This window comes from Rhodococcus sp. 14-2483-1-1, from assembly GCF_002259335.1.
In the GTDB taxonomy this organism is placed as follows: Bacteria; Actinomycetota; Actinomycetes; order Mycobacteriales; family Mycobacteriaceae; genus Rhodococcoides.
This window is the reverse complement of sequence record NZ_NPFX01000011.1, coordinates 34,227-57,929: the sequence shown is the minus strand read 5'-3', so window position 1 is coordinate 57,929 and position 23,703 is coordinate 34,227. Positions and strand designations below refer to the sequence as shown.

At 63.3% G+C, this 23,703-nt stretch carries 24 protein-coding genes; 10 read left to right on the top strand and 14 right to left on the bottom strand.

The window, feature by feature from the left end:
- Window positions 1-28: 28 nt before the first annotated feature.
- The 4 genes from CH294_RS09115 to CH294_RS09100 are packed head-to-tail and all read right to left on the bottom strand — an operon-like array spanning window position 29 to window position 5,416.
- Complete coding sequence (locus tag CH294_RS09115) at window positions 29-832, bottom strand: HAD family hydrolase (protein ID WP_094737714.1); 804 nt, start codon at window positions 830-832, stop codon at window positions 29-31.
- Window positions 829-3,162 (bottom strand): phosphoribosyltransferase, encoded by a 2,334-nt coding sequence (locus tag CH294_RS09110; RefSeq protein WP_094737713.1) that lies wholly within the window; start codon window positions 3,160-3,162, stop codon window positions 829-831. Before CH294_RS09110 ends, CH294_RS09115 begins: the two co-directional genes overlap by 4 nt.
- The gene (locus CH294_RS09105) at window positions 3,159-4,307 is read right to left on the bottom strand and encodes an HpcH/HpaI aldolase/citrate lyase family protein (RefSeq protein WP_032402815.1); all 1,149 of its coding nucleotides are present in this window, start codon (window positions 4,305-4,307) and stop codon (window positions 3,159-3,161) included. Before CH294_RS09105 ends, CH294_RS09110 begins: the two co-directional genes overlap by 4 nt.
- Before the next feature lie 23 nt (window positions 4,308-4,330).
- Complete coding sequence (locus CH294_RS09100; RefSeq protein WP_094737860.1) at window positions 4,331-5,416, bottom strand: hypothetical protein; 1,086 nt, start codon at window positions 5,414-5,416, stop codon at window positions 4,331-4,333.
- A gap of 220 nt (window positions 5,417-5,636) precedes the next feature.
- Between CH294_RS09100 and CH294_RS09095 the strand changes: the two genes are divergently transcribed.
- Window positions 5,637-6,212 (top strand): TerD family protein, encoded by a 576-nt coding sequence (locus CH294_RS09095; protein WP_027495074.1) that lies wholly within the window; start codon window positions 5,637-5,639, stop codon window positions 6,210-6,212.
- 127 nt (window positions 6,213-6,339) lie between these two features.
- A complete protein-coding gene (locus tag CH294_RS09090) occupies window positions 6,340-7,437 on the top strand; it encodes a DUF475 domain-containing protein (RefSeq protein ID WP_037152033.1) in 1,098 nt (365 codons plus the stop codon).
- Window positions 7,438-7,470: 33 nt separating this feature from the next.
- Here CH294_RS09090 and CH294_RS09085 read toward each other — a convergent pair whose 3' ends face one another.
- The 3 genes from CH294_RS09085 to CH294_RS09075 all read right to left on the bottom strand — a co-directional run bounded on the left by CH294_RS09085 (window position 7,471) and on the right by CH294_RS09075 (window position 10,292).
- Window positions 7,471-7,836 (bottom strand): helix-turn-helix transcriptional regulator, encoded by a 366-nt coding sequence (locus tag CH294_RS09085; RefSeq protein WP_032402762.1) that lies wholly within the window; start codon window positions 7,834-7,836, stop codon window positions 7,471-7,473.
- Between the two features lie 332 nt (window positions 7,837-8,168).
- Complete coding sequence (locus CH294_RS09080) at window positions 8,169-8,867, bottom strand: response regulator transcription factor (RefSeq protein ID WP_094737712.1); 699 nt, start codon at window positions 8,865-8,867, stop codon at window positions 8,169-8,171.
- A 21-nt stretch (window positions 8,868-8,888) separates the two neighbouring features.
- A complete protein-coding gene (locus CH294_RS09075) occupies window positions 8,889-10,292 on the bottom strand; it encodes a DUF2029 domain-containing protein (RefSeq protein ID WP_094737711.1) in 1,404 nt (467 codons plus the stop codon).
- Between the two features lie 161 nt (window positions 10,293-10,453).
- On the opposite strand from CH294_RS09075, the gene rpsF reads away from it, so the two are divergent.
- The 7 genes from rpsF to CH294_RS09040 all read left to right on the top strand — a co-directional run bounded on the left by rpsF (window position 10,454) and on the right by CH294_RS09040 (window position 18,115).
- The gene (rpsF, locus tag CH294_RS09070; RefSeq protein WP_008711385.1) at window positions 10,454-10,741 is read left to right on the top strand and encodes a 30S ribosomal protein S6; all 288 of its coding nucleotides are present in this window, start codon (window positions 10,454-10,456) and stop codon (window positions 10,739-10,741) included.
- A gap of 57 nt (window positions 10,742-10,798) precedes the next feature.
- Window positions 10,799-11,350, top strand: a complete 552-nt coding sequence (locus CH294_RS09065) for a single-stranded DNA-binding protein (protein WP_032378699.1) — start codon at window positions 10,799-10,801, stop codon at window positions 11,348-11,350.
- Window positions 11,351-11,392: 42 nt separating this feature from the next.
- A complete protein-coding gene (gene rpsR / locus CH294_RS09060) occupies window positions 11,393-11,635 on the top strand; it encodes a 30S ribosomal protein S18 (protein WP_008711381.1) in 243 nt (80 codons plus the stop codon).
- A 15-nt stretch (window positions 11,636-11,650) separates the two neighbouring features.
- The gene (gene rplI / locus CH294_RS09055; RefSeq protein ID WP_032378698.1) at window positions 11,651-12,106 is read left to right on the top strand and encodes a 50S ribosomal protein L9; all 456 of its coding nucleotides are present in this window, start codon (window positions 11,651-11,653) and stop codon (window positions 12,104-12,106) included.
- Window positions 12,107-12,412: 306 nt separating this feature from the next.
- Window positions 12,413-14,614 carry a bifunctional SulP family inorganic anion transporter/carbonic anhydrase gene (locus CH294_RS09050; RefSeq protein ID WP_170944670.1) on the top strand — a complete coding sequence of 734 codons (2,202 nt, stop codon included), beginning with the start codon at window positions 12,413-12,415 and terminating at the stop codon, window positions 14,612-14,614.
- A 523-nt stretch (window positions 14,615-15,137) separates the two neighbouring features.
- The gene (gene dnaB, locus CH294_RS09045; protein WP_170944654.1) at window positions 15,138-17,780 is read left to right on the top strand and encodes a replicative DNA helicase; all 2,643 of its coding nucleotides are present in this window, start codon (window positions 15,138-15,140) and stop codon (window positions 17,778-17,780) included.
- A gap of 77 nt (window positions 17,781-17,857) precedes the next feature.
- The gene (locus CH294_RS09040) at window positions 17,858-18,115 is read left to right on the top strand and encodes a DUF3297 family protein (protein ID WP_032378696.1); all 258 of its coding nucleotides are present in this window, start codon (window positions 17,858-17,860) and stop codon (window positions 18,113-18,115) included.
- A gap of 5 nt (window positions 18,116-18,120) precedes the next feature.
- Here CH294_RS09040 and CH294_RS09035 read toward each other — a convergent pair whose 3' ends face one another.
- Genes CH294_RS09035 through CH294_RS09020 form a run of 4 tightly spaced genes read right to left on the bottom strand, consistent with a single transcriptional unit; the run spans window position 18,121 to window position 20,699 of the window.
- The gene (locus CH294_RS09035) at window positions 18,121-18,615 is read right to left on the bottom strand and encodes a cysteine hydrolase (protein ID WP_170944653.1); all 495 of its coding nucleotides are present in this window, start codon (window positions 18,613-18,615) and stop codon (window positions 18,121-18,123) included.
- Between the two features lies 1 nt (window position 18,616).
- Entirely contained in the window at window positions 18,617-19,609 is a 993-nt protein-coding gene (locus CH294_RS09030; protein ID WP_094737708.1) for an aldo/keto reductase, read from the bottom strand.
- A complete protein-coding gene (locus CH294_RS09025) occupies window positions 19,590-20,075 on the bottom strand; it encodes a MerR family transcriptional regulator (protein WP_094608882.1) in 486 nt (161 codons plus the stop codon). Before CH294_RS09025 ends, CH294_RS09030 begins: the two co-directional genes overlap by 20 nt.
- Before the next feature lie 57 nt (window positions 20,076-20,132).
- A complete protein-coding gene (locus CH294_RS09020; protein ID WP_094737707.1) occupies window positions 20,133-20,699 on the bottom strand; it encodes a TetR family transcriptional regulator in 567 nt (188 codons plus the stop codon).
- Between the two features lie 40 nt (window positions 20,700-20,739).
- On the opposite strand from CH294_RS09020, the gene CH294_RS09015 reads away from it, so the two are divergent.
- Window positions 20,740-21,981: a KasA/KasB family beta-ketoacyl-ACP synthase gene (locus CH294_RS09015; protein WP_094737706.1), complete on the top strand. Its 1,242-nt coding sequence runs from the start codon at window positions 20,740-20,742 to the stop codon at window positions 21,979-21,981.
- A 106-nt stretch (window positions 21,982-22,087) separates the two neighbouring features.
- On the opposite strand, the gene CH294_RS09010 is transcribed toward CH294_RS09015, so the two are convergent.
- The 3 genes from CH294_RS09010 to CH294_RS09000 are packed head-to-tail and all read right to left on the bottom strand — an operon-like array spanning window position 22,088 to window position 23,679.
- Window positions 22,088-22,843, bottom strand: coding sequence for a class I SAM-dependent methyltransferase (locus tag CH294_RS09010; protein WP_094737705.1), 756 nt, complete (start codon window positions 22,841-22,843; stop codon window positions 22,088-22,090).
- A gap of 9 nt (window positions 22,844-22,852) precedes the next feature.
- Window positions 22,853-23,326, bottom strand: a complete 474-nt coding sequence (locus CH294_RS09005; RefSeq protein ID WP_094737704.1) for a GNAT family N-acetyltransferase — start codon at window positions 23,324-23,326, stop codon at window positions 22,853-22,855.
- 17 nt (window positions 23,327-23,343) lie between these two features.
- Complete coding sequence (locus CH294_RS09000) at window positions 23,344-23,679, bottom strand: hypothetical protein (protein ID WP_094737703.1); 336 nt, start codon at window positions 23,677-23,679, stop codon at window positions 23,344-23,346.
- Between the last annotated feature and the right edge of the window lie 24 nt (window positions 23,680-23,703).

The following is a 23,703-nucleotide window of genomic DNA, read 5'->3' as shown; positions in this document are numbered from 1 at the left end:
CCCTACGTCTGTCCCCCCCGACGACCAGTTAGACGCGGCGCACGGCAGTTCGGTTCCGTAGCCACTCGAGAATTTCCTCGCTGGCCCGGACGCCGGAAGAATCGGTGACCGTCAGCCCGGGGCGGGTGAAACCGAGCAGCTCCAGTTCGCCGTGCCGCGGACGGATCGCGGCGTCGGCAGCGATGAGCATCTCGGCATCGAGTGCGCCGTCACCGGCGGCGAAGACTCGAGCATCGGCGTCGAGGGTGCCGTCCTGAATCAGCCTGGAACGAACCTCGGCCACCGCGGAGCTCTTGCACACCGCGTTGGGCATCGTGTAGATCTTGCGCCCCTGCTGCGAGACGTTCCAGTCCCGCGCGGCGCACCACTGCGACCACTCTGCGACGAAGTCCTCCGGTACAGCCGTCGTGTCTACGACGAGATAGCAGAACAGGCCATCTGCCTCGCGGTACTTCAGTACCCAATCCTCGGACACCCGCGATCTCAACTCGGCGCCGATTCCGACCAGATCCAACTCGAACCCGTTGCGCCAGTGCATGTCCGGCTCGCCGTCGGCGAGAATGTTGCCGCCGTTGCTGGTGATGGCGTACCTCCACGGGGCTCCCGGGAGTGCGATCCGGCGGAACTGCTCGATGGTGCGAGTCGTGGTCGGCACGACCACAACACTCTCGCTCAACTCGCGCAGCAGTGAGATGGACCGAGCGCTCATGTACGACAGCGGTTTTCCCTCGTACACCTCTACGCATTCGAAAGTGTCGTCCAGTGGAACCCCGAGTGCCCCCTCGGAGAAGATCATCGTGCGGTCTAGGTCCACGGCAACCAGAGCACTCACGACGCGTCCTCGGTGGAGACGTTCTTGATCAGTCCCATGCACGAATAGGCGAGGTCGGGGACGACGTCCACCGGGACTCCCCGCGCCGCAGCGAGCATCCGGATGTGTTCGTGCTCCGGCGCATCGGCGTCGCGCACCAGCACTCGCCATGGAACGCGGCGCAGCAGCACCCTGGTGGTTTCGCCGACGCCGGGTTTGACGAAATTGACGTGTGAGATCCCGTACTCCGCACGTACTTTTTCCACCGACGCCCAGCCGGACCAGTTGGGTGTTCGGTCGGAGCCGAGCACTGTTGCCACCGAGGCATCGACCTCGTCCCGGACGTCGTCGAAACGCGCAGCGACGGTGTCGAGCAAGTGGCGTGAGACGTCGTCGGGCGCTAGATCGGCGTAGTACTTCGCCCCATGGAAGTCGCCGGGCCGAATCAGTTCGTCGTTGAGCACGGTCCGTGAAACCAGCCCCGAGACAGTCGAGTTCAAGCAGGCCGAGGCGATGAGGAAGTCGTCGCGGGTGCCGTAGGTGCGTGCACAGTTGCCCGGATCGGCGAGCACGGCAAGGTCGTCGTCGAACTCGGCTCCGGGAAAGTCGCGGAGTGCGGCGGTGAGCTCGCGGGCGATCGCACCCTTGCCCGTCCAGCCGTCGACGAACACCACCGAGCGCGAGTCGTGGTGGTCGGCGAGGTATCGCAGCGCCACGGCGTCGATACCTCGATCGCGCACGATGGAGACGGCGTAGTGCGGAATCTCGATGCCGTGAGCAGCGAATGCCCAGCGACGCATCAGGATTCCGACGGGTGTGCCCGCGCGAGCGAGTGATGCGAGAGCGATGTCGTGTCCGCGCTCGGCCAGGACGACCTCGGTGACGGTACCGACCGCGATGGCCAGTCGTGATGCGCTCTCCTGCAACACCTTCTCGAACAGTTCACGGTAGGCGAGATCCGGCTGGTATTCGACCGGGAGCGACTCTGCGTAATGTGCCGTGCCGGCCTGAATCGCCTTCTCGCGCTCGTTGACTTCGGCTTCCAACGAGACCGACGAGAGGTCCTTGAGCAGCCAGGTGACTTCTTCTGCTGCGTACGAACCGAATTCGGGTCCTCGAAGCGGTCGCGCCCGCCGAGCGATCTCGAGCGCTGTCGGGTCTGCACCCGTGAGGACGACGAGTACGACGTCGGCGCCCGACGCGGCCAGAGTCTCGGCCGCGGCCGCCAGGGCATCCGTGTCTGCCGGGGCGTCGGCAACCAGTATCAACGTCGCGTCGTGCGGTGCAGATGCGTTGTAGAGGTAACGCAGAGCCGATTCGTCCTCGGGGGCGGTGAACTCGAAGCCGCGCCGCAGTGGGTAGCCGGGTACGTCCACCACGTATGCAGGCGATCGGGTGGTGGTCTGGAACAGCGCGGCGTGTCCGAGCTTCTGCAATGCCGCTGCGAGTCGGAGCGGCAGATACATCAGCTCCTCGTGACCGATCACCACCACTGCCGTCGAGTCCGCCAACGCAGCATCGACGGTGGCCGCAAGTGCGTCGATCGCGATGTCGAAACCAGCCGCGTCGGATCGCAGAAACCCGTGCCGCCCGCCGTCGGGAAGTGTCGCCGGCCACTGCGCGTCCACCCGGTGCACCGAACCGGGCTGTGCAGCAACGGGATTGAATACTGGATCGGGGAGGGCAAGCACCGTCTCCACCAATCCAGGGGCGAGCTCCACCGATCCCTGAGCGAGGCTCACGTTGTCGATCCGGATGCCGAGCTCGGTAGCCACCGCCGAGGCTGCAGCGAGATGCTCGGCGGTACGCATGTCGACCAGGGATGCGATGACGTAGTGCCTGCGTCCGGCCGAGGAATGAATCTGCCGCAACGCATCCAGCGCCGTCGCTCCGGTCGAGATCTCGTCGTCCACCAGAATCAACGGCAGCTCGCCGTCGAGAAGATCGGGCGACGTCGGCATCAGCAGGTGGTCGGTGGCGTGCGAATGCCCCTCCTCGAACTCACCGTGCACGGTCATCCCGGGAACGGTGCGCCGAGTCGAATGCAGGTAGCAGTGTGCGCCCAGGGCAGTTGCGACGGTGTGCCCCAATCCCGTTGCAGTTTCGGCGAACCCGAGCACATCGACATCGGACCCGTCCACGGCAGCGGCGACGAGAGCCGCCAGTTCCTCGCCGGCCGAGACGACGACGTCGGGATCGACGGGGATGTGCTTGCCGAGCACGGTCGAGACCAGCAAGTGGGCACGTCGTGGGTTGCGCCGCAGACCGGGTCGAACCAACTGTGTGGCAGCCCAGGACGACGACGAGCCGGTATCGGTCAGGGCGATGCCGTCGGCCGGATTCTGGTTCATCGTTGTGCCAGCGCGGTCAGTAGGTCCACGAACGTGATTCCTTCGTTGGTGACACCGAACGCCTTGGCGCGCAGTACAGTTTGCTTCGCCCAATTGCGGTGTGGGCCCAGTTCGTTCATCTTGTTCCGGTAGCCGGACGCCTGCACGCCACCCTGGTCGGACGAGAGGATGTCGAGTGCATCGTGGTACTCCTCGTGCGTCACCGCGGACAACGCATGAACGGCGGGGACGTGCGACGGATGAATGACGGTCTTGCCCTGGATGCCGTTGGCCCGGTCGAGAGCAACCTCGCGCAGGAGCGCGTCGAGGTCGCTGCTGACCAGTTGCTGGCGGAAGCGGACGGCGTCCTGGTCGACGAAGGGCGTCTGACGTAGCAACGGACGGAACATGCGTTCGTGGTCTGCGAAGTACTCCCACACCGGGCCGGTGATGACGTAGCCGGACCCGTCGTAGCGGCCCAGGTGGTTGACGATCGCACTGATGACGTCGGCGACGACGCGGACGTCGTAGATCGTCAGGTCGCGGTCGCGTCGGATGCCGAAGGTGCCGCACATGTCGGTGGCTCCGATGCGCACGGCCAGCACCGTCTCGCGGTAGGTCCCGAGTAGCTCACGGATGGCAACGAGTTCTGCGTCTCTGGTCTCGCGGTGTACCACCTCCGGCGATTCGAGGACGGGCATCGCGAACAGGCGGGTGCCGTGCAACCGCGAGGCCGCGACGATCTCGTCGAGGAACTCGGCTCCGCGTGCGGCAGTGAACTTCGGCACGACGAATCCGGCGAGCCCGCCCGCGCCCTGGGTGAGGCCGGCGCAGATGGTTCGGATGTGCTCGGGAGTGCGCGCCCGGACGAACACGAGCGAACTCGACCCCGAGAGTTCGTTCAGAGTTCGGATGGCGTTGGCCAAAGCTTCTTCCAGATCATGATCTGCGACAGCGTCTTCGAGATCGATGACGATGGACCGCACGCCCTCGTCGGTGCGCTTGTTCACCGTCGCGGTCAGGTCGGGGCGTGTTGCCGGGATGTACAGCGTGGCTCCGAGAGCTGTTGCCACGACGTCGTTTCCGTCGCTCGTCTCGATGTCTTCCGGCTGCCGGAAGAACACTCGTGCACGGGTGTCTGCGTCGAGATGGCGAAAGTGTTGCACCACTGTCCTTCGTGTGAATGTGATCAGTGCGAGCTGCGCATGCGTTCGATCACGCCTGCGATGAAGTCCGAAATGGTATCCAGATCCTGCAGATATGACCAGTAGTCGGGATGGGTACCCGTCAGCGCTGTGCTCGCCCTGTCGATCCGGGCGAGCTGAGCATCCAACACCGAGCCCCATTCGGCAACCAGGCCACGATTGATCGCGAGTTGTTGAGCGTCACGAAGTTTGAACCGCACTTTGTTCTCGGTCTCTTTCGGGTCGGCCTTCACCGCGCGCAGCAGACGAACTCGGTCGGTCACCGCGTCGACCAGATGTTCGGCATCGCTCAGGTGTTGGCGCGCCTGGGTCACCAGATCCAGCGACTGCTCGGGATTGCCTGCGTCGAGCGCCGAACGCGCCGCGCGCAGATCCTCGTCAGCCTGCTCGATGTGTCGCGCACTCGACCGTTCGTTGCGCGAAAGATCAGCCGAGCTCTTGGCATTGAACTCGCGAAGCAGGCTCGAGAAGGCCGGGGCGATGCCCTCCGATCGCGTTCGGACGGCTTCGATTCGAGTGCGTACCGAGGACAGTGCGGTCCTGGCCTCCTGAAGTCGTCCGGGGGCCGACTCCATTGCCGCGCGTAGAGCTGCGGCTCGTTCGCGCACCTGGGCAGCGTGCTCGCGTGCGCGCAGAGGATCGCGCTGATTGCTCTGCAATTGCGTTGTTGCCGAGTCGAGTTCGCGCCAAGCCAGACGCAGTGACGGGTACCCGGCGTACTGCTCGTCGACGGTGGCTCGGGCGGCATCGGCCTCGGTCAGTGCGTCGTGCACCAGGCGCGGCGTGGCCGCAAACTGAGCGGAGGCCTGCTCGAGGGTGCCGCGATGGGCGTCGTAGAACCTGTCGACCGCCGCGCTGGCATCGTGCAGTAGTCGGGTCGCGTTGTCGAAGGCCGATCTGGCAGCAGCCGTGGTGATTCCGTCGAATTGATCGGTGGCGGTGAGGTAGGCGGCCCCGGCGTCGAAGCACTGCTTCTCGGTGTCGGCCCATCGGGCTGCGAGTCTGTCCTCGGGGCGCAAGGCGGTGGAGGCCTCGACGCCTGCCGACGCGATGGACTGACGCTTGTCCATATCGAGGAAGGCGGCGACGGCGTTGTCCTGGGATCGGCGCGCGGAGGCGTCGGATTCTGCTCCTCTGCGGAACACCCCAGGCCAGCGACTTGTCACCTGCTCGATAGTACTGACGGGAACCCTGGCGATGTCGCAGTCGTTGGCGGAGTACGTCCAAGAACCGGACATTCCCACTACGGTTGTACCCGTAACGGGAAACCATTTGCGAAAGGACCTCTCCATGGGCGTCAGCCTCAGCAAGGGTGGCAATGTCTCGCTCACCAAAGCAGCTCCGAACCTCACGGCAGTCGTGGTCGGACTCGGGTGGGACATCCGCACGACGACCGGTACCGACTTCGATCTCGATGCCAGCGCCATCGCGCTGAACTCGACGAAGAAGGCCCTCAGCGACGGACACTTCGTGTTCTTCAACAACTTGAAGTCTCCCGACGGCTCCATCGAACACACCGGAGACAACACCACGGGTGAGGGCGACGGAGACGACGAGCAGATCAAGGTCGATCTCGCCGCTGTGCCGCCGGAGATCGAGACCATCACCTTTCCCGTGTCGATCTACGATGCGGACGCACGCTCGCAGTCGTTCGGTCAGGTGCGCAACGCTTTCATCCGCGTCATCAACCAGGCCGACAACTCCGAGCTCGCTCGCTACGACCTCAGCGAGGATGCCTCCACCGAGACCGCCATGGTCTTCGGTGAGCTGTACCGCAACGGCGCGGAGTGGAAGTTCCGCGCAGTCGGTCAGGGCTACGCATCCGGCCTTGCAGGCATCGCCCGTGACTTCGGAGTAAACGTCTAGTCAAGACTCTCCCAAGATTGGGGATACCCCCGCTTCATCGTTCATGATGGGCGGGGGTTTTTCCGTATTTGTCTGCCCCGACCGGTCGCTCCTGCCGGCTCCGCTCCTAGCCAGAAGGGCCACGCCTGTGGTTGTGAAGATCTTCGGATGGTCGATCGCGGTCACCATCGTCTCCGTCATCGTGGCTTTCCTCTACGGCGGGATCGAGGCGATGATCCTCGTCCTCATTCTCGGCGTGCTCGAGGTGTCCCTGTCCTTCGACAACGCCGTCATCAACGCCACCGTGCTGCGACGGATGAGTGAGTTCTGGCAGAAGATCTTCCTCACCATCGGCATCGTCATCGCCGTGTTCGGTATGCGGCTGCTCTTCCCGTTGGTCATCGTCTGGGCTGCCTCCGGTCTCGGTCCGGTGGCCGCGATCGACCTCGCGCTGAACCCGCCGCCGAACGACGCGGCGTACTTCGACGACGGCCGACCCAGCTACGAAACGTTGCTCACCGACGCGCACCCGCAGATCGCAGCGTTCGGCGGGATGTTCCTGCTGATGCTCTTCCTCGGCTTCATTTTCGAGGATCGCGAGATCACCTGGCTGAGCTGGTTGGAGAAGCCGCTCGCCCGAATCGGTCGCCTCGATCAGCTCTCTGTTGTCGTCGCGGGCCTGCTATTGGTCCTGAGCGCTGAATTCCTCGCCGACGACGACAAGATCTCCACAGTCATGGTCTCCGGCGTGCTCGGCATGATCACATACATCGCGGTGAACGGTCTCGGCGAGCTGTTCCACGTCGAAGAAGAGGGCGAAGAGTCGTCGGGTGGACCCAGCGAACTGGCAAAGGCGACGGGTAAGGCCGGCTTCTTCCTGTTCCTTTACCTCGAAGTGCTCGACGCCTCGTTCTCGTTCGACGGCGTCATCGGTGCCTTCGCCATCACTGCGGACCCGATCATCATTGCGCTCGGCCTCGGCTTCATCGGCGCGATGTTCGTCCGCTCGATCACGGTGTTCCTCGTGCGCAAGGGCACGTTGTCCGACTACGTGTACCTGGAGCACGGCGCACACTGGGCGATCGGCGCGTTGTCGGTCATTCTGCTGGTGTCCATCGGCATACACATCAACGAGCTGATCACCGGCTTCGTCGGCATCTTGTTCATCGGAGCTGCTCTGCTGAGCAGTATCCGACGCAACAAGCGCCTCGAGAAGGAAGGCGTGGAGACCTCGGTCAGCGTCTGATCTGCGGGTCCGCTGTGGTCCGGATACGCCGGGTCACAGCTCCGAGATATCCACCAGTCCGTCCTGGAGGGCCCGTGCCACCAGGCCTGCCTTGGTCGGGGCCGGTCGTCCGACCGAGGTGTACTTGGCCCGGATGCGGGTGAGGTGGGTGTTGACGGTGCCGAGCGAGAGAAACAGAGCTTTCGCAACCTCGGTCTTCGAGTCGTGTCGGATCCAGCAGAGAAGCACCTCGATCTCACGGCCGGTGAGGTCGGGCCGCGGCGGGAACGGGCTCGCAGGCACCGGGACGGGGTGTATCTGCATCGCCGGCGGAACCAGGCTGATGGGACCCCGTGTACCTCGCGTCGTCGGGACTGCCGAGTCGTTCGTGGAGGGCAAGGGTTCGAGCAGTGCAGACATCAAAATCTCCCGGACGCCGAAGTGGTTGAGACCGACTAAACCAATGTGGACGATTCTCACAGGTAATGCTCAGGTTTTCTGCCCTGATTTTCAGGGGCATTGAAACGTCAACCGTCGCGGCAGCGTCTCACGGCAGTACGACAGACTCGCGTCCATCGGCGTCGATCTCGATTCGCGCATCCTTTCGCGAGTCGCTGACCAGTATGGACGCGATCCTCCCGCGCCCGGGAGGCAGGATTCGAGCGGTCACCATTCCTCCCTCCGCACCCCGAAGGGCAGTGGAAACGGCGATGCTCACCCGCTCCGAAATTGTGGGATGAACCACAGCGGCATCAATCCCGTGGTGGTAATTCGGGCATCGGCAACCAACCGTCTTCGACCGCTCGCTTGTACAGGTCGGTTTTTGTCGGTGCCGGACGCCCGGCCTCGGCGTACTTGTTCCGAATGCGGACGAGGTAGTCGTTGACCGTCTGCTCGGACAGTCCGGCGAGACTGGCTACTCGGGCCGCCTTCTCCCCCGACGCATACAGCGCGAGTACCTCGCGCTGGCGGGGACTGAGACCGACATCGGGTAGCTGCGGATCACCGTCGATTGCGGCGGCCCAATCCGTCGTGACCACCTGACCGCCGCTCGCGGCGCGCCTGATCGCCGAGACGATCGCGGCCGCGGGCGCCGACTTTCGCACCACACCCAGTACGCCGGCGCGGGCAGCCGAGCGCACCAGAAATGCGTTCTCGGCACCGGTGTAGACGAGTACGCGGGCACCGGCGGCGTGCAGTTGCTCCACGTTCGAGCGAGGTGACGAACCGTCACCCAGCCGAAGGTCGAGAACCACCAGATCGAGTGTCTGCCGCTGTTCGAGCAGTTCGCCCACGGTGGCGGCGATGGACACCAATTCGAGGTCGGGTTCGTCCGCAAGCATCGCCTGAAGGCCGAGAGCCACCGATTCGTGGTCCTCGACCAGACCGACGCGTCGTACGTCGGCCCCCTTCTCGCTCGCGTCCCCCTGAGAATTCGACACCTGTGTCATGTCCCCGCCCCGCCCTAGGTACTACTGCCCCGGTGATGTCGTCAGCGATATCGTTGCTGGTCGGGGGGATATTACAGACGGCCCGTCGGTTTCGCCCGGGAAAGGGACGCGCATCCGAGCCCGGATGAACAGCACGAAGAACACCGCCAACAGCAGTGCTCGGCCCCATACCCCGACGAGGACGAAGAACTCCTCGTTCTCGGCGTCGGCACCCGAGGCGAGCGCAGCGAAATACTTGAAGACGCCGATTCCCATCGACAGATCGACGAGCAGATACGCGCCGACGAGTCCCCACGGAACCCGAAGCAGAACCAGGAACGGCAGCAGCCACAGCGTGTACTGCGGCGAGTGCACCTTGTGCAGCAGCATGAATCCGCACAGCATCGATCCACTGACCGCGACCCACGGATAGGTACCGTCCACCTTTGCGCGACGCCAGCCCAGCCACAGCGCGAGAGCGAAGGCGACGAACACCAGTAGCGGCGACGCGACGTCCACCACGTCCTGGAAAGACGCCTCGGCCTCGGCGTAGGCATCGGGAGTCATCTGGTCGCTGATGTAGAAGTGGCGCAATCCCCAGTACCAGATGGAGTTGGTCGTCAGGTCCGCCTGCCGCAGCGACTGGAACGTGAACGACGCGCGCCACCCCTCGTAGCCCAACACTGCGAACGGCAGATTCACTGCGATCACGGTGCCGATCGCGGCACCGGCGACCATCAGACCGCCGCGGATGTCCCAGCGGCCTTTGACTGTGTCGGCGGACTCGCGCCCGTCGATGCCGCCGGTGACCACGTACGCAATCAGTGGCAGCACTAATGCACCGGGATAGAGCTTGAGGCAGAAGCCGATAGCCAACAGCACCGACGCGAGAACTGCTCGCCGTCGCAATGGCATCGGCAACGTCATGACGAAGACCGCGCCGACGGCGGCGGCGACGACGGGCAGTTCCCAGTTGTGGAAGGCGTACATCACCAGCGGCGGGCCGATCGACCACAGCAGTGCCGACCAGCCGGCCATCCTGCCGAGCATCCACGCGGTGACCAGACCGAAGGGCGCGAGAATCAAGGCCGACGTCAGCAGAAACTGCGCGTCGGTATGCGCGGGAATGGCACCCAGCCACATCAGCAGGCCGCTGAGAACGGGGTACTCCACCGTTCCCCCGGTGAGGATTCCGTCGCTGGTGATGGCCCCGTGGATGTACGGGAAGATGTGGTTGTCGATATCGCGACCGAGCCAGAGAAACTGAATGTCCGAGTAGCAGACCGAGGAATCCTTGATCGCGTCGAACATCGTGCTGCGACCCGATGCGTCGAACGGCGCGACCGCGCAGCGGGCCTTGTTGAGATATCCGAGAATCAGTCCGAGTGCAGCCATCGTGACGACCACGACGACCGTCATCGGATTGGCGCGGACCCCGGATCGCATGACGCAAGACTATGACGCGCGAACGTCGGCCCGTACGCCCAGCAGGAATTAGCAGGTCAGCGCCCTGTCGTGTATCTTCGAGGGGTTGCTGACGCAACGACCCTCCTGCCACGGATAGTCCGTGGCCGTTTTCACTAGTCCACAGGAGGTGATGAGGTCTTATGCGTCATTACGAATTGATGGTCATTCTCGACCCCAATCTGGACGAGCGCACTGTCGCTCCGTCGCTCGATACGTTCCTCAACGTCGTTCGCAAGGATGGCGGCACCGTCGACAAGGTCGATGTGTGGGGCAAGCGTCGTCTGGCCTACGAAATCCTCAAGCACGCCGAGGGCATCTACGCCGTTGTGAACCTCAACGCCGAGCCTGCCACCGTCAGCGAGCTGGATCGTCAGCTCGGACTCAACGAGTCCGTGTTGCGTACGAAGGTCCTGCGACAGGGCAAGTAATTGTCGTTGCCCGCCTCTAGGCTGGCATCTACAACGCTTACTACTGAAAGAGGAACCATGGCAGGCGAGACCGTCATCACCGTCATCGGAAACTTGACGGCTGATCCAGAACTTCGATTCACCCCCGCCGGTGCGGCGGTTGCCAACTTCACGGTTGCATCCACGCCGCGCACATTCGATCGTCAGACGAACGAATGGAAAGACGGCGACGCGCTCTTCATGCGCTGCAACATCTGGCGCGAGGCAGCGGAAAACGTTGCCGAGAGCTTGACCCGAGGCTCGCGAGTGATCGTGAGCGGACGGTTGCGGCAGCGTTCGTACGAAACGCGTGAGGGTGAGAAGCGGACAGTCGTCGAGCTCGAAGTCGACGAGATCGGACCTTCACTCCGCTACGCCACCGCAAAGGTCAACAAGGCCAACCGCGGTGGAGGTGGCGGCGGAGGCGGCTTCAACTCCGGCTCCGGCTCCGGTTCCTCCGGCGGATCGAGCGGCGGCCGCTCGAACTCCTCGTCCAATTCCGGTTCCGGCGGAGACGATCCCTGGGGCAGTGCTCCAGCGGCATCGGGCTCCTTCGGCGGACGTGGCGGAGACGAAGAGCCACCGTTCTAGATCCTTCGATCGAGAACAACCAGATGTAACGGAGAAAGACCCATGCCCAAACCGCCATTGCGCGACAAGGTGCTCAAGAAGAAAGCGTGTTCCTTCTGCAAGGAGAAGAACGCGTCGATCGATTACAAGGACACGACGTTGCTGCGTAAGTACGTCAGCGATCGCGGAAAGATCCGTGCTCGCCGTGTCACCGGCAACTGCGTCCAGCATCAGCGTGACGTGGCCGTTGCCGTGAAGAACTCGCGTGAGGTAGCACTGCTGCCTTACGCCGCGACGGCTCGATAGAAAGGGGCGATTGGTATGAAACTGATCCTCACCGCTGATGTGGACAACCTCGGTGCGCCTGGCGACACCGTAGAGGTCAAGGACGGCTACGGCCGTAACTTCCTGCTGCCCCGCGGACTGGCCATTCAGGCCACCCGTGGAGCTCAGAAGCAGGTCGACGGCATTCGCCGCGCTCAGGAAGCTCGTGCCGTCCGCGGACTCGAGCATGCCAACGAGCTCAAGCAGGCCATCGAAGGCCTCGAGGCCGTCACGCTGTCCGTCAAGACCGCGGGCGACTCGGGCAAGCTGTTCGGCTCGGTCACCGCGTCGGACGTCGCTTCCGCGCTCAAGGCTGCCGGTGGCCCGGTTGTCGACAAGCGCAGCATCGATCTGCCGAAGGCACACGTCAAGAGCACGGGCAAGCACGACATCGTCGTGAACCTGCACCCCGACGTGACCGCCAAGTTCAAGCTGGAGGTCGTCGGAAGCTGATTTCGGCTTTCGGCCCAGTACGGCCGCAGAAAAGCCCCGCGAACCACGGTTCGCGGGGCTTTTTCGTGTCTTCTCACAAAGATCAACTGTCGCAATGGGTTCCAATTTGTGAAGCATCTCTCTCGATGACATCTTTAGCCAAGGTTTGCGTAGCCTTTACGTGGGGGCGACATTCGACGCCGGAACACGATCGACCGACCTGACGCCTAGACGCCCGGAGGACCTGCCGTGACAACGACAGCAGAGCACGACTCAGAACCCAGCCCGAAGACCCGATCCGAGCCACCGTCTCGGATCGGGTCGATAATGAAGTACGACCTCCCGGCCTCCCTGGTCGTTTTCCTTGTGGCAGTGCCACTTTCGATCGGCATCGCCGTCGCCTCCGGCGCCCCGATCATGGCCGGCCTCATCGCCGCAGTGGTCGGCGGCATTCTCGCGGGCATCCTCGGTGGATCACCATTGCAGGTCAGCGGTCCCGCCGCGGGTCTGACGGTGGTGGTTGCCGAGTTGGTCAACCAATTCGGCTGGGGCATAACGTGCGCTATCACGGTTCTTGCCGGTGCTGTGCAGATCCTGTTGGGAATGAGCCGAATTGCGCGTAGCGCTCTGGCGATCTCGCCCGTGGTGGTACATGCCATGCTCGCCGGAATCGGCATAACCATTGCGCTGCAGCAGATTCACGTCCTCCTCGGTGGTGAGTCCGAGAGCTCGGCCGTGCAGAATATCCTCGCACTTCCCACGTCCGTCGCGAACGGTCAATGGCCGTCGATCATTGTCGGTGGGATCGTTGTCGTGCTCATGTTCGCCTGGCCGCGGTTGGCCGAGCTGTCCAGCGTGTTGGCGAAGGTCGCCAAGGTTCCCGCCGCACTGGTCGCAGTGGTCACTGCCACTGCCGTCTCGATCTTCTTCTCCCTGGACGTCGAGCGAATCGAATTGCCGGGCAACCTGATCGAATCGCTGAGCTTCCCGATCATGCCCGACGGGCAGTGGAGCGCGTTTGTCACCGGCGTCATCACCATTGCGCTGATCGCCAGCGTCGAGAGCCTGCTCTCCGCGGTTGCCGTCGACAAGATGCACAGTGGTGAGCGCACCAACTTCGACCGAGAATTGATGGCACAGGGCGCGGGCAACATGGCCTCGGGTGCCATCGGCGGTCTGCCGATCACCGGCGTCATCGTGCGCAGTGCCACGAACGTCAAGGTCGGTGCCAAGTCTCGAGCGTCGGCGATTCTGCACGGCGTGTGGATCTTGATCTTCTCGGTGCTGTTCATCTCGATCGTCGAGCTGGTCCCGTTCGCTGCACTCGCGGGTCTGTTGGTGATGATCGGTGTGCAGCTGATCAAGTTGGCGGACATCAAGATTGCGAACAAGACCGGTGACATCGCAGTCTATGCGGTGACGGTCGTCGGAGTGGTGGCACTGAATCTGCTCGAAGGCGTGCTCATCGGATTGGCTTTGTCGATCATTCTGGTGCTGCGTCGTGTGGTGTGGGCCAACGTCCGCGCGGAGGAAACGGTCGACGGTACCTGGCGCGTCACCATCGAGGGTTCGTTGAGCTTTCTCGCGCTCCCGAGACTGACGCACGTGCTGTCCACCGTCCCTGCGGGAACAGACGTCACCGTGCGCTTGGGTGTCGACTTCCTGGACCACGCCGTCCACGACGCGTTGAACGAGTGGGTGCGTCAGCACGAACTCGGCGGTGGCACAGCGAAAGTCGAGGAAGTGGGTACGGCGTCGATGGCTGCCGCCGCCGAGGGTCCACCCAAGCGTGGGTCCGCGACGGTACGCAGTTCGTTGGCTCCGTGGCGCGCCTGGCAGCTCAAGAGCGATGATGCGCAGGAGGATTCGCCTGTAGCGCTACGGGCTGTGATGAGCGGAGTGGCCGAATACCACCGCACCCATGCACCCAACATCCGTCCCCACCTCGAGGGGTTGACCGACAGCCAGGATCCGGACACGCTCTTTCTCTGCTGTGTGGATTCGCGCGTCATGCCGAACACGATCACCAGTAGCGGGCCGGGTGATCTGTTCACGGTCCGGAACATGGGCAACCTCGTTCCCGCGAAGGGTCAGGATTGCTCGGTGGAGGCCGCGCTGGCGTTCGGTGTGGATCAGCTGGGCACCTCGTCGGTGGTGGTGTGTGGACACTCGGGCTGCGGTGCCATGAAAGCGGTGCTGAGTGGGCCGGAGAATGCCGCCGACGAGTCCGTGGCGGAATGGCTGGGTCACGCGGTGGCGAGCTTGGACGCGTACCGCAGCGGGCACGTGGTGGGCCGTCAGGCCGCAGAGCTCGGTTTCGGCGAAGCGGATCAACTCGCCATGGTGAACGTGGCCGTGCAGTTGCAGACGCTCACTCGTCACCGCGTGGTCGGCCGCGCCAACGCCGAGGGACGCCTGCACATCACCGGACTGTTCTTCGACATTCCGACGGCCCGGGTGCTCCAGATCGGCACCAAGGAGGTCACGGTGCTGGATCCGGCCGACTGCCCACAGAAGAGCCATGTCTGACATCTGATCAGCGGCGAAGAGGGGCCCGATTCCAAGCCTGGAATCGGGCCCCTTCTGCTGAAACGGGTTGATGGTTTGTTTCTGTGATCATTCCCAGCCCGTGTGACCTAGTTCACCCTGGGGTTCACCTGGCATTTACTCAACACGCCCGAGCTGTCAATTCGGACGACACGCCGATCCAGAATCAATGCACAGGAAGAAAACTTTATGTACACCCTTCGACCAGGCTGAACCGCCGAAACTGTGAAAGTTATACCCAGGTTATCCCCAGGTGGTCAACACGGTTGTTCAAGCTCATCCACATTTCGTCCACAGCTTCATGCACAGGCTGTGTTGTGACTACTGCCGATAGCGCTTAACGTCCGTGCAGCGTCTCTCTCGATGCCGCGCAAAGGCGACGAGACGGCGTGAATCCGGTGTCGATCAGTACCTGTCGGTGCCCGGGGGTAGAACTTGCTGGAGCGCACGGCCGGGTGGTACTCGGCGGTGTTGACGACTATTGGGGAGAGGACGGCCGGTTCGCGTGGCAGTTGTGGACGATCGAGGACAGTCCGACTACTCCGGCTCCTCCTCCAGCGAGGGCCCTGGTGAGGATTTCGGTCGCCAACCCCCGCAGGACATGGCCGCCGAGCAGTCCGTCCTGGGCGGAATGTTGCTGAGCAAGGACGCCATTGCCGACGTGCTCGAGGTACTTCGGCCGGGTGATTTCTATCGGCCGGCCCACCAGAACGTCTATGACGCGATTCTCGATCTCTACAGCCGCGGCGAGCCCGCCGACCCGGTGACCGTCTCGGCCGAGCTGGATCGACGCGGGGAGCTCAAGCGCATCGGCGGTCCGCCGTACCTCATCACGCTGACCCAGACGACGCCGACGGCGGCCAACGCCGGGTACTACGCCGAGATCGTCGCCGAGAAGTCGATTCTCCGCCGCCTCGTGCAGGCCGGCACCCGCATCGTGCAGTTCGGCTACGCCGGAGCCGATGGCCAGGACGTGGCCGAGGTCGTCGACCGCGCGCAGGCCGAGGTGTACGAGGTCACCGAACGCCGCACCTCCGAGGACTTCCTGCCCCTCGAAGAGCTGCTTCAGCCCACGATGGACGAAATCGACTCCATCGCCAGCCGTGGCGGTATATCCCTCGGTGTACCAACAGGATTCGCCGAACTCGACGAAATCACCAACGGTCTTCACCCGGGTCAGATGATCATCGTCGCGGCGAGACCTGGCGTGGGTAAGGCGCTCGCTCTCGACACGCCGCTTCCGACGCCCGACGGCTGGACCACCATGGGCGAGGTGGCCGTGGGTGACCACCTCATCGACGCCCATGGCATGCCGACGCGTGTCGTGGCGGCCACGGACGTCATGCTCGATCGACCGTGCTACGAAGTCGAATTCTCCGACGGCACAGTCATCGTCGCCGACGCGGAGCACCAGTGGTTGACCGAGACCAGGGCGTCACGCAAGTCGGCGCAGGCTGCGGCCGTCAACTACAACCGGACTCGCAATCAGAAGACCTTCGCTGCTGTGCGCACCACCGAAGAGATCGCGAACTCGGTGCGCTGCCCGACGAAAGATGCACGCATCAATCACTCGGTCACCAATACCGAGGCTGTTCAGCTGCCGGAGCGTGAGCTTCTGGTGCCGCCGTACACCATGGGTGCTTGGCTGGGAGATGGAACATCGGCCTGCGCGCAGATCACCAGCGCTGACCCTGAAATCATCGCCCGAATCGAAGGCGAAGGCCTGCACGTGGTGGCGTCGGAGAAAGCCGCACTCCGATACTCGATCAAACTTCCTACCGAGGTTGTCGAGGCAAAGGACTGTGTCGTCTGCGGCAAGCAGTTCGTGCCGTTTCCGCTCAATGTCCGTACCTGCGGCCAATCCTGCGGCGGCAAAGCGCGTTTCATGTCCGCTCCGGTCGCTGCACCGACGTGCATCGACTGCGGCAAGGTGACGACTGGTTTGCACCGCTGTCAGGCATGCCGCAACTCGATCGGGACCGTGCAGGCGCGTCTACGGACGATCGGTGTATTGGGCGACAAGCATGTACCCATCGACTACCTCCGCGGTTCCGAGGCCCAACGGCGTGCGTTGTTGGCGGGTCTGCTCGACACCGACGGCACTGTCACCGGGGGCGGCTCGGTTCAATTTGCGGTCACTAGTGAACGACTCGTCCGTGGGGTGCGTGAGCTGATCGTCAGTTTGGGCTATCGCGTGCAGATGTCGACCAGGAGTGTGCGGGGTCGGAGCGAAGCGTCGTCGACCGCATTCACGTTGACGTTCGCGACGGACGATGTGGTGTTCGGTCTGCACCGGAAGCAGATGCTGCACAAGGAACGTCGAGCTGCGGGGTCCACCGTGCGGTCGGGATCCCGATTCATCGTCGACGTTCGTCGGGTCGATTCGGTTCCGGTTCGTTGCGTGGAGGTCGACGACGCGGAGCACCTCTATCTCGCCAGTGAGTCGATGATCCCGACCCACAATTCAACGCTGTCAATGGATTTCATGCGTTCGTGCTCCATCAAGCACGGCATGCCCAGTGTCATTTTCTCCCTGGAAATGAGTCGCACCGAGATCGTCATGCGACTGTTGTCCGCCGAGGCGAAGATCAAGCTCGGCGACATGCGTTCGGGAAAGATGACCGACGACGACTGGACCAAGCTGGCTCGGCGCATGAGTGAGATCAGCGAAGCGCCGCTCTTCGTCGACGATTCGCCCAACCTGACGATGATGGAGATTCGCGCCAAAGCGCGTCGCCTCAAACAGCGCAACGGCCTGAAACTCATTGTGGTGGACTACCTTCAGCTGATGTCGTCCGGTAAGAAGGTCGAATCTCGTCAGCAGGAGGTCTCGGACTTCTCCCGTCAGCTCAAGCTTCTCGCCAAGGAACTCGAATGCCCGGTGGTCGCGGTCTGCCAGCTCAACCGTGGTCCTGAGCAGCGAACCGACAAGAAGCCGATGGTCTCCGACCTCCGTGAGTCCGGCTCACTGGAGCAGGACGCCGACATGGTGATTCTGCTGCACCGCCCCGACGCGATCGAGCGCGACGACCCCCGTGGCGGCGAGGCCGACCTGATCCTCGGCAAGCACCGTAACGGTCCGACCGCGACAATCACTGTGGCGCACCAGCTGCACCTGTCGAGATTTGTGGACATGGCGCGAGGCTAGGGCCGACAGCGCTGGGTCGCGTATTCTCCTTGAGAATCAACCCAAGCACCTGACGCAGCAATCGACGAAAGAAATCCATGCCAGAGGATCAGAACACAGACGTTCCACCGAATCACCTCGCGATCGATCCGCGGAGCCCCTTCTACAACGAAGAGGTTCTTCGCCGGGACGTAGGCATTCGCTTCAATGGCGTCGAGAAGACCAGTGTTCGCGAATACAACGTGACCGAGGGTTGGGTGCGTGTAGAAGTCCCTACCGCCAAGGATCGCTACGGAAATCCCATGCTCGTCAAGCTCAAGGGCACTGTCGAACCGTACTTCCGCGACGCACAATAGCGGGCTCAGCCCGGGGCCCAGTCGACGGTGGCACCGGCCACCACCATCGATTCGAGGGCTGACTGATGCTCGGCTTCGGTCGATCCCGCGCAGGCAGCGGAGTGGACCGTCACTCGATAGCCCAGTGAGCATGCGCGTTCTGCGGCGATCCGAACCCCGAAATCCGTCAGGTATCCGGTGATCACCACGTGTTCCACCCCGGCGAGTCTCAGCTGGGCGTTCAGATCGGGGTTGGACCAGATGTCGCGGTCGAACTTCGTGGCGATGAGGTCTCCTGGCCGAGGCGTCATCGACGGGTGGAAGCGGGCACCGTCACCGTCCGCGTCGGAGCGCATCGGATCGGCTGCATCCCGGCTCAGATAGCGAGTGCACACCACCAGTGCACCCGTAGCGCGCTGGGCTGCACGGACCGATCCTGCGCGAGCCGTTGCGTCGGGATCGTGTCCGAGCTCGATGATCCAGGGCTGAAAGTCGATCTCCAACAACGCCGTTCGCGGCATGTCAGTAACGTTTTCCGACTGCAGCGGGGGCATCGTCGAGCGCGGTGAGATCCTCGGCGGTGAGCTGAAGCGCCAGTGCCGCGAGGTTGGCGTCGAAATGCTCGATGTTGGTGGTGCCGGGAATGGGAATCACATGGGTGCCCTGGGCGAGTACCCACGCCAATGCCACAGCGGCAGGGGTGGAGTCGTGCCTCGATGCAACAGCCGACACCACCTCGACGATCGATCGGTTCTGTTCGGCCGCATCTCTGGAAAATCGGGGAAGTGCCAACCGCATGTCGGTCGCCGGAAGTGCGGAGGTGTCGAGTGAACCGGTGAGGAACCCTCGACCCAGAGGCGAGAACGGCACGAACACCGCGTCGTTCTCACCCGTCCACTCGACGATGTTTCCCGCAGGCTCACCGTCGTGGGTAGTGCCCTGCCCCAGTGCGTTTCGAGTCCACAGGGATAGTTCGGACTGCACTGCAGCGACCGGATGAATGCTGTGGGCCACCTGTGCCTGCTCGACGGTGACCTCGCTGAGCCCCAGGGCGCGCACCTTTCCCGCCGCCACCAATTGGGACAGTGCTCCCCAGGAGTCCTCGATCGGCACCTGGTCGTCGACGCGGTGGAGGTAGTACAGATCGATGGTGTCCACACCGAGGTTCCGCAGGCTCGAGTCGCAGGCCTGCGCGAGGTGCTTCGGCGTACCGTTTCGCGTCAGAACAGGCGCGCCGCCGTCGGCGTTCCCGATCAGGCCGGCTTTCGTGGCGATCACAGCGTTCGTCCCGGCCAGAGCGCGGCCGACGACCCTCTCGTTGTGTCCGGCAGCGTAGGCGTCGCTGGTGTCGAAGAAGTCGATACCCGACGCGAGTGCGTGCGCCAGGATGGGTGCACCGGCAGTGTCCGAGGAGGTATCGGCACCGGTGTAGGCCCAGCTGATACCCATGCAGCCGAGGCCGATGGCACCGACATTGCGTCCGAGTGCCGGGACGTTACGAGTGGAAATCGACATGAATGCTCCTGTGCTCGTTAGTTGATGGGTGGACGACCGCGAGACCATCGCAGTCGAGACCCCCTGCGATCAGGTCCTCGTAGTGCGAGATTTTCGTTTCCAGCGCAGACCGTGCTTCGGCGAGACGACGTTGCTTCTCGTCGACCCGGACCCGGTGCGCGCTCAGAATGTCGATCCGTTCCTGATGTGTGGACGCACCCAGATTCACCAGAACCACGAATCGACGCATATCGGCCGTGGGCATCCCGGTCGACCGAAGACGAACCAGAAGTTGCACGAGTGCGACCAGTCTCGGGCTGAACGCGCGCCTACCCATCGGCGTGCGTGGGATCTCGGGTATCAGGCCCTCCCGCTCGTACCAACGCAACGTGTCCTGCGTCAGCCCCGAGGACTCGGCCATCTCGGCAATCCCGATACTCACGGGCTCGGTGTCGGTCGTGGCCGGTGAATGCGGTGTTGCGGTCATGGGCCAGACGCTACGTCTTCGAGTGCACTCCAACGCAAGCCGAAATCGGCCATGGGCTCACACCAGTCTGGCGTGCCCGTGAAAGAGCATGGCGGCGGCCGCATCGGTGCGTTCGGAATCCCCCGTGGTGAAGCGATCGAGAAGTAGCCCTCGGAATCCGGCACCGACGTTTGTTGCCTGGATGATCGCCGTTGTGGAGTCCATCCCACAACGGGCCATCGCGGCGGCCAAGGCGTCGGTGAGTGCACGCACGCTGGCACGTGCGAAGTCCGCGAGAACACCGGATTTGATGGACGCAATTCCGATGACCTGCATCAGGATTCGTGAGCTGACCGCATCGGTACCGTCGGTCATCGCCGTCCACAGTTGGTGCAATCGTTCCTCGAGCTGCTTCGAATCGCGGACGTCGCCGAACATCTCGTCGAATGCCGGCCGTTGACTTGTCAGCGCCTGCACGATCAGGTTCTCACGAGAATCGAAGTAGTAGATGAGCATTCGAGAACTGGTACCGAGTTCGGCTGCGAGCGGGCGAAGCGTCAAGTCGTCGAGTCCATGGGTGCCGATGTACTCGACCACACGGCCGAGCAGTTCGACTCGCTTGTCGTGATCGAGAGGACGGGCCATCACTTGACTGTACCGGTCGCTACATGTACTGATGAACGCTATGAGTGAACCGATCGCTACACAAACTTCCCGCAGCGCCGTCGTCACCGGGTACGTTGCAACGACGGCACTGGCGGACGACGCCGACACCACCTGGGAGCGACTGCTCGACGGCCGCAGCGGGATCGGACCCCTCGAGAGTGCGTTCGTGTCGGAATACAACCTTCCGGTTCGCATCGGCGGGGTGTTGCAGATGGCACTGGCCGATCATCTGACCCGTGTGGAGCAGCGCAGACTGTCTTTCGTCGAACAGCTGGCGGTTGTGCTCGGGCACCGTCTGTGGGGTTTGTCCGGTCTGCACGGCATGGACTCGGATCGACTCGCAGTGGCAGTGGGCACCGGGTTGGGCGGCGGTGACGCGTTGATCGGGGCCGTCGATGCGATGCGAGCAGGTGGATATCGAAAGGTGTCGCCGATGTCGGTGCCGATGGTCATGCCGAACGGTCCTGCAGCTCATATCGGACTCGAGGTCGGAGCCCGTGCGGGGGTGTTCACACCGGTATCGGCGTGCTCTTCGGGTTCGGAAGCCCTGGCTCATGCGTGGCGGTTGATTGCAACCGGCGAAGCAGATGTCGTCGTCGCAGGCGGCGTCGAGGGGCATATCGATGCCGTACCGATAGCGAGCTTTTCGATGATGCGTGCCATGAGCACGCGCAACGACGAACCGGCTCGCGCGTCGAGGCCGTTCGATCGTGATCGGGACGGATTCGTGTTCGGGGAGGCCGGAGCACTGTTGATCGTCGAGTCGGAGCAGCATGCACTGGCTCGCGGCGCGCGTATTCACGGCCGCCTCCTCGGTGCCGGAATTACCTCGGACGGGTTCCATATCGTGGCACCGGATCCGGAGGGTCGGGGAATTCGCAAGGCGATGGAAAAGGCCATCGACGCAGCGGGTTTGAGCACGCAAGATGTCGACCACGTCAACGCGCATGCCACGGCGACTCCGATAGGTGACCTGTCGGAGGCCAAGGCTATCGCCGCTGTCGTGGGAAATGCCTCCGTATACGCGCCGAAGTCCGCGCTCGGGCATTCCATCGGCGCAGTCGGCGCACTGGAAGCAATTCTCACCATGCTGTCGATCCGTGATTCGGTGGTGCCGCCCACGCTGAACCTCGACAATCAGGACCCTGCAATCGATCTCGATGTCGTTCGTTCGAGGCGCCGCCAGAAGATCGACTATGCATTGAGCACTTCGATCGGATTCGGCGGGCACAACGTCGCCCTCGCGTTCGGGCGTTACTGATTCCGAGTCGCGGGCCGCAGCGTTACCCACACGTCAAAGACGAGTAGTGCGCCGATTCCCACGATCGGATCGCCTGATTCGACTGCGAACGAATCGATTTCAGATGTCATCGGTTCGGCGTCGTAGAGCGGAAAGCTCTGGTCACATACGGCAGGTCGATCGTCGCCGATCCCTGCAGACCCAATTCGTCGAACAAGGTGGCAAGGTTCCGATCTATGCCGTTGCGCTCATCGGCCATCGCGGTGATGTAGAAACTGCGCGATCGAACCAGGTCGGTCAGCAGCGATCGGTTCACCGTGCGAGACCACGCCCATCGGCGCGCTTCGAGACGATCGAAGGGCTCCGCTATCGGCGGCGGACCGTCGTCGAACATGGCCATCGCTCCGCCACGTGAGACCACGGAGTTGAGGCGTCGAACCCAGGGCTGTGACTCGTCGCGAATGTTCCAGATCAGACCCAGTGCGCCGCCGGGACGCAGGACCCGTCCGATCTCGCGTGACGCGGCCACCGGATCGACCCAGTGCCAGGCCTGTCCGAGCAGCACTCCATCGAGACTCTCGTCGTCTATTGGGAGGGACTCGGCAGTACCGACCAGGGTCGGGACACCCGGTACCGCGATCCGCAGAGCGTCGAGCATGGCCGTATCAGGGTCGACGGCAATGGCGTCGCAGCCAGCGGCAACGATGCTTCGCGTGAGCTTGCCCGTGCCGGCACCGACGTCGGCGACCCGTGGACGACGATCGGACGCGAGGGTGGGCTCCAACATCCACGCGACTGCGTCCGACGGGTATTCGGGACGAGCAGATTCGTACACCTCGGCGGCGGTCCCGAACGACGTCGAGCTATTATCTCGGCTAACCATGAGGTCACGTTACCCGTCCGATTCGAGCTCGAGCTCGTAATAGAGAGCCTTGGGTCCATCGCCGCGTCCTTCGTGGCAGTCGAAGCCGCGCTTCTCGTAGACGTGGCGCGCTGCCTCGTCGTCTTCCGAGGTGTTGAGGTCCATGTAGGTGGCGCCCCTGTCGCGTGCGTGCTCGATGACGTCGTCGAGAAAGGTTGTGCCGTAGCCCTTCCCGCGATGGACTGGCTGAATGTAGAACTCTGCGAGATAGGCCTCGATGTCGGCGCTCCACGTTCCGGTCCGGAATCGAAGAACCGCAACACCGATCGCGGGGGTCCCGAATGTCAGCACGCTGGTGTCACCGGATGTGACCAGCCTGTTCAGATGGGCCACAAGCCATTCGGGCTCGGGTGCCGGGTCGTCGTACTCGCGATTGAAATCGACCAACAGGTTCGCGGCCTCGAAGAGCCCGTCGGAATCTCTGACGTCACGTGTGCCGGACATATCGACTCCTCGAGGTGTCAATTTTCTGGTTGAACAAGCTTTTTGGCATCGAGCAAACCGAGACAGGGATGCATTTCACGCAGCGAACGAATGGCTTCGATGGTTCTGCCGGATTCTGCGACCACCGCGTCGACATCCTCGGCTGGGATGGCCTCGCGAGCAGTCTTGTTGGGCGCGAGCCAGGACCGTCCGTGCCGGTACCAGAGCCACGGGGCCGCTACCGCCAGCACTACCAGCTTCGACCAGTTCCACATCGACGGTTCGGACACGATATCGGCGATCGCTGAAAATACGAGCAAGGCCAACCAGATGCCGAGCAGGTACCGGGTCCAACGACGTTGACGATCGTTCATGCCTCCATGCTGTCACTGCCGTTC